The organism is Polaromonas glacialis (genome assembly GCF_000709345.1).
Taxonomy (GTDB): domain Bacteria; phylum Pseudomonadota; class Gammaproteobacteria; order Burkholderiales; family Burkholderiaceae_C; genus Polaromonas; species Polaromonas glacialis.
Genome location: NZ_KL448323.1, coordinates 2,720,876 through 2,733,289, shown reverse-complemented (window position 1 = coordinate 2,733,289; position 12,414 = coordinate 2,720,876). Strand labels below are relative to the sequence as shown.

11 protein-coding genes are annotated in these 12,414 nt (G+C 64.3%); 8 read left to right on the top strand and 3 right to left on the bottom strand.

All coding sequences use genetic code 11. The annotated features are described in order from the left end of the window. Positions 1–13 precede the first annotated feature (13 nt). Positions 14–940: an acetylglutamate kinase gene (gene argB / locus EC86_RS0113430; protein ID WP_029526172.1), complete on the top strand. Its 927-nt coding sequence runs from the start codon at positions 14–16 to the stop codon at positions 938–940. Positions 941–1,089: 149 nt separating this feature from the next. Here the strand turns inward: argB and EC86_RS0113425 are convergent, their stop codons facing one another. From EC86_RS0113425 to EC86_RS0113415, 3 genes are read right to left on the bottom strand one after another with little or no spacing between them, the layout of a single operon-like run. Then, complete coding sequence (locus EC86_RS0113425) at positions 1,090–2,082, bottom strand: Bug family tripartite tricarboxylate transporter substrate binding protein (RefSeq protein ID WP_029526171.1); 993 nt, start codon at positions 2,080–2,082, stop codon at positions 1,090–1,092. Between the two features lie 25 nt (positions 2,083–2,107). After that, positions 2,108–2,929: a beta-keto acid cleavage family enzyme gene (locus EC86_RS0113420; RefSeq protein WP_029526170.1), complete on the bottom strand. Its 822-nt coding sequence runs from the start codon at positions 2,927–2,929 to the stop codon at positions 2,108–2,110. A gap of 11 nt (positions 2,930–2,940) precedes the next feature. Beyond that, on the bottom strand, positions 2,941–3,900 hold the full coding sequence (locus EC86_RS0113415; RefSeq protein ID WP_029526168.1) for a 3-hydroxyacyl-CoA dehydrogenase family protein: 960 nt from the start codon (positions 3,898–3,900) through the stop codon (positions 2,941–2,943). A 98-nt stretch (positions 3,901–3,998) separates the two neighbouring features. Here EC86_RS0113415 and EC86_RS0113410 point away from each other — a divergent pair, with 98 nt between their 5' ends. From EC86_RS0113410 to EC86_RS0113380, 7 genes are all read left to right on the top strand, one after another. Further along, on the top strand, positions 3,999–4,958 hold the full coding sequence (locus tag EC86_RS0113410) for a LysR family transcriptional regulator (protein WP_029526166.1): 960 nt from the start codon (positions 3,999–4,001) through the stop codon (positions 4,956–4,958). 137 nt (positions 4,959–5,095) lie between these two features. After that, positions 5,096–5,833 (top strand): TetR/AcrR family transcriptional regulator, encoded by a 738-nt coding sequence (locus EC86_RS0113405; protein WP_029526165.1) that lies wholly within the window; start codon positions 5,096–5,098, stop codon positions 5,831–5,833. A 27-nt stretch (positions 5,834–5,860) separates the two neighbouring features. Further along, positions 5,861–7,657 (top strand): acyl-CoA dehydrogenase C-terminal domain-containing protein, encoded by a 1,797-nt coding sequence (locus tag EC86_RS0113400; RefSeq protein WP_029526164.1) that lies wholly within the window; start codon positions 5,861–5,863, stop codon positions 7,655–7,657. A gap of 29 nt (positions 7,658–7,686) precedes the next feature. Next, positions 7,687–8,121 carry a DUF2147 domain-containing protein gene (locus tag EC86_RS0113395; RefSeq protein WP_029526162.1) on the top strand — a complete coding sequence of 145 codons (435 nt, stop codon included), beginning with the start codon at positions 7,687–7,689 and terminating at the stop codon, positions 8,119–8,121. A 48-nt stretch (positions 8,122–8,169) separates the two neighbouring features. After that, on the top strand, positions 8,170–10,593 hold the full coding sequence (locus EC86_RS0113390) for a 3-hydroxyacyl-CoA dehydrogenase/enoyl-CoA hydratase family protein (RefSeq protein ID WP_029526161.1): 2,424 nt from the start codon (positions 8,170–8,172) through the stop codon (positions 10,591–10,593). After that, on the top strand, positions 10,593–11,114 hold the full coding sequence (locus EC86_RS0113385; RefSeq protein ID WP_029526160.1) for a DUF4442 domain-containing protein: 522 nt from the start codon (positions 10,593–10,595) through the stop codon (positions 11,112–11,114). Before EC86_RS0113390 ends, EC86_RS0113385 begins: the two co-directional genes overlap by 1 nt. Positions 11,115–11,135: 21 nt before the next feature. Then, on the top strand, positions 11,136–12,335 hold the full coding sequence (locus EC86_RS0113380) for an acetyl-CoA C-acyltransferase (protein WP_029526159.1): 1,200 nt from the start codon (positions 11,136–11,138) through the stop codon (positions 12,333–12,335). The last annotated feature ends 79 nt before the right edge of the window (positions 12,336–12,414 follow it).

The following is a 12,414-nucleotide window of genomic DNA, read 5'->3' as shown; positions in this document are numbered from 1 at the left end:
CAGGCTTGATGACATGACCCATCCTTCCCTTCCCGCATCTTCATCTTCCGATCCCGACCTGTCGCACATCGGCCCGCGCGACAAGGCCGAGATCCTGGCGCAGGCGCTGCCCTACATCCGCAAGTTCCACGGCAAGACGCTGGTCATCAAGTACGGCGGCAACGCCATGACCGACCCGGCGCTGCAGGCCGACTTTGCCGAGGACGTGGTGCTGCTGAAATTGGTCGGCATGAACCCGGTGGTGGTGCATGGTGGCGGCCCGCAGATTGAAACCGCGCTGAACCGGCTGGGCAAGAAAGGCCATTTCATACAGGGCATGCGCGTGACCGACGACGAAACCATGGAGGTCGTCGAATGGGTGCTGGCCGGCCAGGTGCAGCAGGACATCGTCGGCCTGATCAACCAGGCCGGCGGCAAGGCGGTCGGCCTGACCGGGCGCGACGGCGGCATGATCCGGGCGAAAAAGCTCACCATGCTCGACAAGGACGATGCCAGCAAGGAGCACGACATCGGCTTTGTCGGCGAGATCGTCAGCATCGATCCGAGCGTGGTCAAGGCGCTGCAGGACGACGCCTTCATTCCGGTCATCAGCCCGATCGGCTTTGGCGAAAACAACGAAAGCTACAACATCAATGCCGACGTGGTGGCCGGCAAGCTGGCCACCGTGCTGAAGGCGGAAAAACTGGTGCTGCTGACCAACATTCCCGGCGTGCTGAACAAGGCGGGCGAATTGCTGACCGACCTGACGGCGCGCGAGATCGACGCGCTGTTTGCCGATGGCACGATCTCGGGCGGCATGCTGCCAAAAATAGAAGGCGCGCTCGATGCCGCCAAGAGCGGCGTGAACGCGGTCCACATCATCGACGGCCGGGTGCCGCACGCGATGCTGCTGGAAATCCTGACCGACAAGGCCTATGGAACCATGATCCGCTCGCATTGAGCATGTCTGCTGGCGGGGTTTTTTCGACCAGCACGCAGTATTTATAGTCAAACAGGGTGTTTGCGCAATGCAGTCAAGCGTGTGCAGCTATCAAATCAGGACTGGCGTGCCAGTCCTGATCAGCTGGAAGGCAGCATGGGGCTGAACTCTCAATCCAGCGTGACGCCCGAATCCTTGACCACCTTGCCCAGGCGCACGGTTTCCTTCTTGATCAGTTCGCCGAACTGGGCTGCGGTGCCGCCCACGACGGGTGTGCCCAGCGCTTCCCATTTCTTGTGGAACTCGGGCTCCTTGAAGATGGCGTTGAGCGTGCTGTTGAGCTTGTCGATCACCGGCGCTGGCGTGCCGGTGCGAACGGCAATTCCATGCCAGCCGGTGAATTCGTAACCAGCCACGCCGGCTTCGGCCATCGTCGGCACATTGGGCAGCAGCGTGCTGCGTTTGGCCGAGGTCACGGCCAGCGGCGTGAGCTTGCCGGCCTGGATGTAGGGCAGCGAGCTGCCCAGAATGTCGAACATCACGTTGACCTGGCCGCCCAGCAGGTCGTTCAGCGCCGGGCCTGCGCCGCGGTAGGGAATGTGGGGAATCTTGATGTCCATCTGGGTGTTGAACAACTCTCCCGCCAGATGCTGCGGCGTGCCGTTGCCGGCGGATGCAAAACTCAGGTCTTTGCTGGACTTGGCCAGCGCCACCAGTTCCTTGACGGTTTTCACGCCCAGCTTGGGATTGACTTCCAGCACCAAGGGAAACGCTGAAATCTGGATCACCGGCGCAAGGTCGGTCAGCGGATTGAAGGGCATGCTGCGAAACAGCGTGGAATTGACCGCCATCGGGCCGCTGGCCGCCAGTAGCAGCGTGTGGCCGTCGGCCGGCGACTGCCTGGCGACTTCTGCACTGCCCAGGTTGCCGCCGGCGCCGCCCTTGTTGTCCACGATCACCGTGACGCCCAGGCGGTTTTGCAACTCGACACTCAGCAGCCGCGCCATCAGGTCGGTCGGGCCACCGGGCGGGTAGGGCACCACGAAACGGATGGTCTTGCTGGGGTAGCTGTCTTGCGCATGGCTGGCCAGCGGTATCAGCAAGGCCAGGGTCACGGCAGCGCCCAGTGTGGCGCCGAGTTTCAGAAAAGCGGTGCGGTTCATGTTGTCTCCTTCGTTGTTGAAAGGCTCAGGCCGCGCCGAAGCGCTGGCGTATGTCTTGCGCGCTGGCCAGCGGGCGGCCCAGGCTCAAGGCGGCCTCTGCGGCCTGCCGGACCAGGGCCGCGTTGTCGGGTGCTGGCTGGCCGTCTTTAAGCTGAAGATTGTTTTCAAAACCCACCCGCACATGGCCGCCCAGGGCGGCGGCAGCGGTCACGCAGGCATGCTCGGTGGCGCCAAACGCGCAGACAGCCCAGGGCTCGGGCCCGGTGTGGGCATGCACAAAAGGAACCAGGTCGCGCGGGCTGGAGGTCTGCCCGGTGGTGTAGCGGCCCAGCACGAACAGCAAAAACCAGGGCGCCTCGGGAATCACGCCGCGCCCCTGCAGGGCTTGCCAGCGCTGCAGGTCGGCCACGTCGTACAGGATGACTTGCGTCATGACCCGCTCGCGCGCCAGCCAGCCAAAAAATGCCGCCAGGCCAGCTTCGCCAATGCCCGGCTGGTCCAGTTCGCGCAGCGCGACCGATACGGCTTCGGGATGCAGGGCCTGCACCATGGCGATCTGTTCGGGCGCCTGGTAAACGCGGGCCGCTTCGCTGGTGATTTGCAGCACCATGGCATCGCCCACGGCAACCTTGACGGCCTGCAGGGCATCGCGGTAACCCTGCACATCCAGGCTGTGCCGGCCTTGCGCGTCACGGATGTGCAGGTGCAGCATGGCGGCGCCTGCGTCCAGGCAGGCCTTGGCGGTGCTGGCCAGGCTGGCGGCGGTCAGCGGGACTGCGGCGTGGTCGTGGGCCTGCTTGTAGGCGCCGTTGGGCGCCACGGTGATGATGAGCGGTTCAAAGGTCATGGAGTGGGCGTTCAAAAGGTCGTGTCAAGTGGGGGGAGTTCATCGGCCAGCAGGTCCAGCCCCTGCTGCAGTAAGCGGTCGTAGCGCGCGCGTTCCGCGAGGCGACGCGCTTCGGGCCATTCGTAAAAACCGGCGCCGGTCTTCATGCCCAGCCGCCCTGCATCGACATGCGCCTGCAGCACGCGAGCCGGCTCGGTGGTGCTGGAAAGGCTGGGGTACATCGTGGCGGCGGCGGCGCAGTGCACGTCCAGTCCGGCATGGTCGCGCTGCAGCACGGGGCCGGCGGCCAGGTAGCGAAAGCCGAAGCCGAATCGCACGGCCGCGTCCACGTCTTCAGGCGTGGCGATACCTTCGTCGATCATCGCAAAGGCCTCGCGGGCCAGTGCATGCTGCAGGCGGTTGGCCAGAAAGCCGGGCTTGTCCTTGCGTACCAGTACCGGCACGCTGCCGCAGCCGCGCATGAAGGCGCACAGGCTGTCAGCCAGTTCCGGGTCGGAGTCCGGACCGCGCACCACTTCTACCAACGGCACCAGGTGGGCCGGCATGAAAAAGTGCAGCCCCAGCATGCGCTCGCGTGTGTCGAGCCCTTGCGCAATCGCGCTGATCGGAAAGCTCGAACTGTTGCTGGCGAGCACCGTGAAGGCTGGCGCGTGGTTCATCAGTTCTGCGAACAGTTGCTGCTTCATCGGCAGATTTTCCGGAATGCATTCCACCACCAGCGCGACGTCGCCCCACGCCACGGATGGCAGCGCGGGCATCGCCGTCACCAGGTCTGCGCGGCGTTCCAGTCCGAGCGGCGTCAGGCCTTGCCGTACATGGGCCTGCAGTTGCGCGCGCTTGGCTTCGCTCGGATCAATCACCGTTACGCGGCAGCCGCCGCGCGCCAGCACGACGGCCACATCGGCCCCCATGGTGCCGCCGCCGACAATCACGGCATGTACGTTTTTGGGATGGGCGGGAAGCAGGTTCAAGAGAAGTCCTTTTGCAAAACAGGAAAGTTGGCTTTCGGGCGAGTCTAGGAGGCGCTCATTGCGCTGTCCAGCCGTTTTTATCGATAAACTGATTTGCTATGCAGATCAATTGGTCACTTCGCGAACTCGATGTTTTCCTGGCCCTGGCCGCCACCCTGAGCTTTCGCCGCACCGCAGCGCAGGTCAACCTGTCGCAGTCGGCGGTTTCCGGCGTCGTCACGCGGCTGGAGGAAACGCTGGCGGTGCGGCTGTTTGACCGGACCACCCGCAATGTGCAGCTCACGGCGACCGGACAGGTATTTGCCGAGCAGGCGCTGCTGCTGCGCGCTCAGACCGACGAGGCGGTGCGCGCGGTTCGCAACGTGGTGGAACTGCAGTCGGGCAAGGTGACGCTGGCCGCGCTGCCTTCACTGGCCGCCACCGTGGTGCCTGCTGCCTGCGCCCGCTTCAGCGCGCTGCACCCCGGCATTCAGTTCCGGATCGTGGACACGCTGTCGGGTCCGGCCTTTGACCTGGTGCGCGCCGGCCAGGTGGATTTCGCGCTGACGGCGGCCAATCCGGCCTATGCCGACCTCGACTACCTGCCGCTGGCCTCCGATGGCTTTGTCCTGCTGATTCCGCCCGGCCATGCGCTGGCCAAGGCGCGCGGCCCGCTGCGCTGGATCGACGTGGCCGCGCTGACGCACATTTCGATGCCGCTGCCCGCCAGCGTGCGCCAGTATGCGGACGCCGCGCTGCTGGAGCACCGCTTGCGCTTCGCGCCGACCTACGAGGTCGAGCACCTGGCCACCATCACCGCCATGGTCGCCTGCGGGCTCGGGGTTGCCGCGCTGCCGGAAATGGCGGCGGCGGTCGCGCCCCAACCCGGCGTGGTGCGCCGCCTGCTGGTCGAGCCTGACATTTCCCGTCCGATCGGGTTGGTCACCCGGCGCTACCGCAGCCTGTCCCCCGCCGCAACGGCACTGGTGGAGATGCTGCGCGAAGAGATGGTGCGGGTGGCGCCACGGCCCCGGGTGGCCGCCAAAAATACGCGAACCGTGAGTACGCCTGCACGGTAAGTCTTTGAAAATAAAGGGTAAACCCTTGATTTACTTAGGAGCTGAACTCTAGAAAGATGTAGGGGCAATTGCTGGTTGCGATGAAAATGCTGCAAAATAGAACGACCGTTCTTTTATTGCCTTGATTAATTCGATCCATGCCCGCCAGCTCACCTTCCGTCAAAAGCGCCCGCACTTCTCCGGGCAGGGGCGCGTCCAAAAGCGTCCAAAAAGGCCAACAGACCAAGGCCGCCATCGTGGAAGCGGCTCTGGGTCTGGCGACGCAGATCGGTCTGGAAGGCCTGAGCATTGGCGCGCTGGCCGAGGTCATGCACATGAGCAAATCGGGCGTGTTCGCCCATTTCGGCTCGCGCGAAGAACTGCAGATTTCGGTCGTGCGTGAATACCATGTCCGGTTCGAGGAGGAGGTCTTCTTCCCGGTGCTGCACCAGCCGCGCGGCTTGCCGCGCCTGCATGCGATGTTCGACAACTGGATGAACCGCACTTCGGTGGAGATCGATTCGGGCTGCCTCTACATCAGCGGCGCCGTCGAATTCGACGACCGGCCCGGCCCGGTGCGCGACGCCCTCGCCGACTCGGTGCGCGCCTGGATGGCCGCGATGCACCGGGCGGTCGTGCAGGCGACGGACGCGGGCCATTTTCACCAGGATACCGATGCGAAGCAGGTGGTGTTCGAGATTCACGGACTCATCCTGGCGCTGCACTACGAAGCGCGCTTCCTGAAGACACCCGGTTCCATCGCCCGGGCCAAGACAGCCTTCGCCAACATGCTGGCGCGCTATGGCAGTGCCGCCGCGCCCGCCAGCCCCGCTTCGCCAGTGCCGCAGAAAGCGTCGCCGACATCGCCGAACCCTTCTTCTTTTAAACCCACTTGACACCCCCCTTAACGCCAAAGGATTTCAATGCCCCAGTACAACCCCCCCCTGCGCGACATGCAGTTCGTCATGCACGAAGTGCTCAAGGTCACCGATGAGCTGAAGGTCTTGCCGCCGCATGCCGACATCGACGCCGACACCATCAACGCCGTGCTTGAAGAAGGCGGGAAGTTTGCGGTCGAAGTGACCTTTCCGCTCAACATCAGCGGCGACGAGGAAGGCTGCACGCTGGACAAAGCGACGCATGAGGTCACGCCGCCCAAGGGTTTCAAGGAAGCCTATGCAAAGTATGTGGAGGGCGGCTGGGCAGCGCTGAGCTGCGACCCCGAATACGGCGGCCAGGGTCTGCCTTTCGTCGTCAACCAGTGCTTCTACGAAATGCTCAATTCGGCCAACCAGGCCTGGACCATGTACCCCGGCCTGTCGCACGGCGCCTACGAGGCGCTGCATGCGCACGGCACCGACGCGCAGAAAAAGCTCTACCTGCCCAAGCTGGTCAGCGGCGAGTGGACCGGCACCATGTGCCTGACCGAGCCGCATTGCGGCACCGACCTCGGGATGCTGCGCACCAAGGCCGAACCGCAGGCCGACGGCACGTTCAAGCTGACCGGCAACAAGATTTTCATCAGCGCCGGCGAGCACGACATGACGTCCAACATCCTGCACCTGGTGCTGGCCCGCCTGCCCGATGCGCCGCAGGGCAGCAAGGGCATCAGCCTGTTCCTCGTGCCCAAGTTCAACGTCAATGAAGACGGCTCCCTCGGCTCGCGCAACGGCATCTGGTGCGGCAGCCTGGAACACAAGATGGGCATCCACGGCAACGCGACGGCGCAAATCGTGATGGAAGACGCCGTGGGCACCCTGGTTGGCGCGCCCAACAAGGGCCTGGCGGCGATGTTCGTGATGATGAACGCCGCCCGCCTGGGTGTCGGCAACCAGTCGCTGGGCCTGACCGAAGTGGCCTACCAGAACGCGCTGGCCTATGCCAAGGACCGCATCCAGATGCGTTCGCTGTCAGGCGTCAAGGCGAAAGACAAGCCGGCCGATCCGATCATCGTCCACCCGGACGTGCGCAAGATGCTGCTGACCGCCAAGGCCTATGCCGAAGGCGGCCGGGCGCTGGCGGTTTACTGCACGCTGCTGCTCGACAAAGAATTGCACCACCCCGACGAAAAGGTGCGCAAGGATTCGGGCGAAATCGTCGCGCTGCTGACCCCCATCGTCAAAGCCTTCCTGACCGACAACGGCCACATCGCCACCAATGCCTGCATGCAGGTGTTCGGCGGCCACGGCTACGTCAAGGAGTGGGGCATGGAACAACTGGTGCGCGACAACCGCATCAACATGATCTACGAAGGCACCAACACCATCCAGTCGCTCGACCTGCTGGGCCGCAAGGTGCTGGGCAACAACGGCGCGACGCTGAAGAAGTTCGGCAAGGTGATTGGCGCCTTGATTGCCGAGGAAGGCGTCAACGAGAAGATGGCCGAGTTCATCAACCCGCTGGCTTACCTGGCCGACCAGATGAACAAGTTCACCACCGAACTGGGCTTCAAGGGTTTCCAGAACCCGGACGAAGTCGGCGCTGCCGCTGTGGACTACCTGCGCGTAGCTGGCCACCTGGTGTTCGGCTACTTCTGGGCGCGCATGGCGCAAACCGCGCTGCGCGAGATCGCCGCCGGCAATACCGATCCGTTCTACCTGGCCAAGGTGCAGACGGCGCGGTTTTACTTTGCCAAGCTGTTTCCTGAAACCGCCACCTTGATGCGCACCGCGCGCAGCGGCAGCAGGGCGCTGATGGACACCGACGCGGCACTGGCCTGATTTATTAACCTTTTACTGCTGGAGCGCATATGTACCGTGCATTGATAGCTATTGTTTTAGGAGCTTCTTCATTGTCTGCCATGGCCCAGAGTACGCCGGTGGGCCTGTGGCGCAGTTTTGACGAAAAGACCGGCGAAGCCAAGGCCGAGGTTCGTGTCGTGGAGGCCGGCGGCGTGCTGAGCGGAAAGATCGAAAAGCGCCTGCTCAAGACCGCCAGGCCAGAGGACGTCTGCACCGAATGCAGCGACGACCGCAAGGGCCAGCCGCTGCTCGGCCTTGAAATCATCCGGGGCGCCAAAAAGGCCGAAGGCCGCGAGGTGTGGGAGGGCGGCAAGATCCTCGATCCGGAAAACGGCCGCAACTACACGCTGAAGATGACGCCGGTCGAGGACGGGAAAAAGCTTGAGGTCCGGGGCTCGTTCGGGCCTTTCGGACGGACCCAGACCTGGGTCCGCATTCAGTAAACCAGATGACCGGCGCACCAGTCGCGTCACTCGAAGAAAGAAAAATCCATGTCAAGTTTCCAGGTCAAGAAAGTCGCCGTGCTCGGCGCCGGCGTGATGGGCGCGCAGATCGCCGCCCATCTGGTCAACTGCCGGGTGCCGGTGGTGCTGTTCGACCTGCCCGCCAGGGAAGGGCCGAAGAACGGCATCGTCACCCGGGCGATTGAGGGCCTGAAAAAGCTCAAGCCTGCGCCGCTCGGCGTGGCTGAAGACGCGGCGCTGATCCAGCAGGCCAACTACGAAGAGCACATGGACTTGCTCAAGGAGTGCGACCTCGTCATCGAGGCGATTGCCGAGCGCATGGACTGGAAGACCGACCTCTATCACAAGATCGCGCCTTTCATTGCCGAAGGCGCCATCGTCGCCAGCAACACCTCGGGCCTGTCGATCACCACGCTGAGCCAAGCGCTGCCCGAGGCCATCAAGCCGCGCTTTTGCGGCATCCACTTCTTCAACCCGCCGCGCTACATGGCGCTGGTCGAGCTGATCAACACGCCGACGACGCAGCCCGCCGTGCTCGACGACCTGGAAGCCTTCGTCACCACGGCGCTGGGCAAGGGCGTGATCCGCGCCCACGACACGCCCAACTTCATCGCCAACCGGGTCGGCATCGCCGGCATGCTGGCCACCATCAAGGAGGCCGAAGCCTTCGGCCTGAGCTACGACGTGGTCGATGACCTGACCGGCAAGAAGCTGGGCCGCGCCAGCTCGGGCACCTTCCGCACCGCTGACGTGGTCGGGCTGGACACGATGGCGCATGTCATCAGGACGCTGCAGGACAACCTTGGCGAGGGAAAGATTGCCGACCCGTTTGCCGACATGTACGGCACGCCGCCCGTGCTCGCCGCCTTGCTCGAAGCCAAGAGCCTGGGCCAGAAGACCGGCGCCGGTTTCTACAAGAAGGTCGGCCGCGACATCCTGCGGCTGGACCCGGAAAGCATGGAATACGTGGCCGGCGGCGCCAAGGCCGACGAAGTGGTCGGCCGCATGCTGAAAAAACCGGCCAGCGAACGCCTGGGCCTGCTGCGCCATGCCGAAGGCGCCGAGCCACGCTTTTTGTGGGCCGTGCTGCGCGACCAGTTCCACTATGCCGCCGTGCATCTCGCCAGCATTGCCGAAACCGCCCGCGACATCGACTTTGCGATGCGCTGGGGCTTTGGCGCCAAACAGGGGCCGTTCGAGCTGTGGCAGGAAGCGGGCTGGCTGCAGGTGGCGAACTGGATCAAGGAAGACATCGACGCGGGCAAGGCACTGAGTTCTGCGCCGCTGCCTGATTGGGTGTTCAACGGCCCGGTGGCACAGGCCGGCGGCGTACACACGCCGGAAGGTTCGTGGAGCGCATCAGGCCAGCAGTTCATTCCCCGCCGCCAGTTGCCCGTGTATGAACGTCAGCATTTTCCCGAAGACGTGCTGGGCGCCAAGGCGCCGGCGTTCGAAGCCGCCGGCACGACGCTGCACGAGGACGACGCGATCCGCCTCTGGACGCTGGACGGCCCGAATGGACAGAAGGGCGACGTGCTCATCGCCAGCATCAAGACCAAGATGCACGCGATCAGCCCCGACGTGGCCGAAGGCCTGGCGCTGGGCGTTGACCTGGCCGAGAAAGGCTACAAAGGGCTGGTGATCTGGTCGGGCCACGAGATGTTCTCGGCCGGGGCCGACCTGCAATCGATGCTGCCGGCTTTCATGGCGGGCGGAGTGGAAATGATCGACGGCGTCGAGGCCGAACTGCAGGCCGTGATGCTCAGGCTGCGCTATGCGGCCGTGCCGGTGGTGTCGGCGATTCGTGGCCTGGCCCTGGGCGGCGGCTGCGAGATGGCGGTGTATTCGGCCAAACGCGTGGCGGCGATGGAAAGCTACATCGGCCTGGTGGAAGTCGGCGTGGGCCTGGTGCCCGGCGCTGGCGGGCTGGCCTATATTGCGCGCCGTGCCGCCGAGAACGCCACCAGGTCGAGCAACAAGGACGTGCTGCCTTTCCTGCTGGAGGGCTTCACCGCCGCCGCCATGGCCACCGTGGGCACCAGCGCGCTGGAAAGCCGCAAGCTGGGCTATCTGCTCGACAGCGACGTTATCGTGCCAAACAAGGACGAGCTGCTGTTCGTCGCGCTGAATGAAGCGCGCGCGCTCTACATCTCGGGCTACCGTCCGCCGCTGCGCCGTCTGTTCCCGGTCGCCGGGCGCAACGGCGTGGCGACCATCAAGGGCCAGCTGGTCAACATGCGCGACGGCGGCTTTATCAGCGGCCACGACTTTCACATCGCCAGCCTGATCGCAGGCGTGGTCTGCGGCGGCGATGTCGATGCCGGCACGCTGGTCAGCGAGGAATACCTGATGACGCTGGAGCGCAAGGCGTTTTGCGCGCTGCTGGAGCATCCGAAAACGCAGGAACGCATCATGGGCATGATGAGCACTGGCAAGCCCGTCCGTAATTGATGGCTGAGTTCAACACCGTGGATCATCCGCCCAACCGGCTGGAGCGCCAGCTGGACCGGCTGGTCGATGTGCCCGCGTTTGCGCGCACCTGGTTTCGCAGTGTGGTGCTGCGCCGGGCCGTGCCTTTCACCGGCACGGCTGGGCTGGAGTTTCTGCAGATGAGCCGCGAGCGCGTTGAAATCGGCCTGAAGAACGAGAAGAAGGTGCAGAACCACATTGGCGGCATCCACGCGTCGGCCATGAATTTGCTGGCCGAAACCGCCACCGGCATGGTGGTCGGCATGAATGTGCGCGACGACTGCATTCCGCTGGCCAAGGAGTTGAAGATGGCGTTCAAAAAGCGCGCCACGGGTGCGATGCGCGCGGTGGCCGTCCTGACGCCAGAACAGCAGGCCTTGATGCGGGACAGCAACAAGGGTGAAGTCAAGGTGCAAGTCACCGTCACCGACGAGGCAGGTGTTCAGCCCGTCGAATGCGAATTTACATGGGCCTGGATTCCGTCCGGCCCCCGAAAAAGCTAAAGAATCAAAGGGATCTCAATCATGGCCAAACAAGTCCAGGAAGCCTACATCGTTGCCGCCACGCGCACGCCCATCGGGCGCTCGCATCGGGGGTTTTTCCGCAATACCCGGCCCGACGACCTCTTGGTCAGCGTCCTCAAGGCCGCGCTGGCCCAGGTGCCTACGCTCGACCCGAAAGCGATTGAAGACATCATCTGCGGCTGCGCGATTCCCGAAGGCCCGCAGGGGCTGAACATCGCCCGCATCGGTGCGGTGCTCGCCGGCCTGCCGACCAGCGTGGGCGGTATCACCGTGAACCGCTTTTGCGCCTCGGGCCTGTCGGCCATCCAGATGGCGGCCGACCGCATCCGCGTCGGCGAGGCCGATGTGATGTTTGCCGCCGGCACCGAAAGCATGAGCATGGTGCCGATGTCGGGCAACTCGCCGTCGCTGTCGCCCGCCATGTTCGCCAACGACGAGAACGTCGGCATCGCTTACGGCATGGGCCTGACCGCCGAGAAGGTCGCGCAGCAGTGGAAAGTCTCGCGCCAGGCGCAGGACGAGTTTGCCTACGCGTCGCACATGAAGGCGCTGAAGGCCCAGCAGGCCGGCGAGTTCAGCGCCGAGATCACGCCGGTCGAGGTGACCGACCGCAGCGCCAACCTGGAGACCGGCGAAGTCATCGCCAAGAGCCGCACCGTCAGCCTGGACGAAGGCGCCCGGCCCGACACCACGCTCGAAGGCCTGGCCAAGCTCAAGACGCCGTTTGCCGCGCGCGGCTCGGTCACCGCCGGCAACAGCTCGCAAACCTCGGACGGCGCCGGCGCGTTGATCCTGGCCAGCGAAAAAGCGGTGAAGGAATTCGGCCTCAAGCCACTGGCGCGTTTCGTGAGCTACGCCGCCAAGGGCGTGCCGCCCGAAATCATGGGCATCGGCCCGATCGAGGCCATTCCCGCCGCGCTGCGCTATGCCGGCTTGACGCAAAACGACATCGACTGGTTCGAGCTGAACGAAGCCTTTGCCGCGCAGTCGCTGGCGGTCATCCACACGCTGGGGCTGGACCCGGCCAAGGTCAACCCGATGGGCGGCGCGATTGCGCTGGGCCATCCGCTGGGCGCGACCGGCGCGATTCGCGCCGCCACGGTGATCCATGCGCTGCACCGCCACCAGCTCAAGTACGGCATGGTGACGATGTGCGTCGGCATGGGGCAGGGCGCTGCTGGCATTTTCGAGCGCGTCTGAGTCCGGTCGGGCTGATTTTTTGATGATTTTGGCTGCTGGCGCTTTCCTGGTATGCATGAGTAGCTATTGATTTAATAGC

Coding starts and splice junctions, on each gene's coding strand:
- argB (WP_029526172.1), top strand. CDS start 14: ATGACCCATCCTTCCCTTCCCGCATCTTCATCTTCCGATCCCGACCTG.
- EC86_RS0113425 (WP_029526171.1), bottom strand. CDS start 2,082: ATGAACCGCACCGCTTTTCTGAAACTCGGCGCCACACTGGGCGCTGCC.
- EC86_RS0113420 (WP_029526170.1), bottom strand. CDS start 2,929: ATGACCTTTGAACCGCTCATCATCACCGTGGCGCCCAACGGCGCCTAC.
- EC86_RS0113410 (WP_029526166.1), top strand. CDS start 3,999: ATGCAGATCAATTGGTCACTTCGCGAACTCGATGTTTTCCTGGCCCTG.
- EC86_RS0113405 (WP_029526165.1), top strand. CDS start 5,096: ATGCCCGCCAGCTCACCTTCCGTCAAAAGCGCCCGCACTTCTCCGGGC.
- EC86_RS0113400 (WP_029526164.1), top strand. CDS start 5,861: ATGCCCCAGTACAACCCCCCCCTGCGCGACATGCAGTTCGTCATGCAC.
- EC86_RS0113395 (WP_029526162.1), top strand. CDS start 7,687: ATGTACCGTGCATTGATAGCTATTGTTTTAGGAGCTTCTTCATTGTCT.
- EC86_RS0113390 (WP_029526161.1), top strand. CDS start 8,170: ATGTCAAGTTTCCAGGTCAAGAAAGTCGCCGTGCTCGGCGCCGGCGTG.
- EC86_RS0113385 (WP_029526160.1), top strand. CDS start 10,593: ATGGCTGAGTTCAACACCGTGGATCATCCGCCCAACCGGCTGGAGCGC.
- EC86_RS0113380 (WP_029526159.1), top strand. CDS start 11,136: ATGGCCAAACAAGTCCAGGAAGCCTACATCGTTGCCGCCACGCGCACG.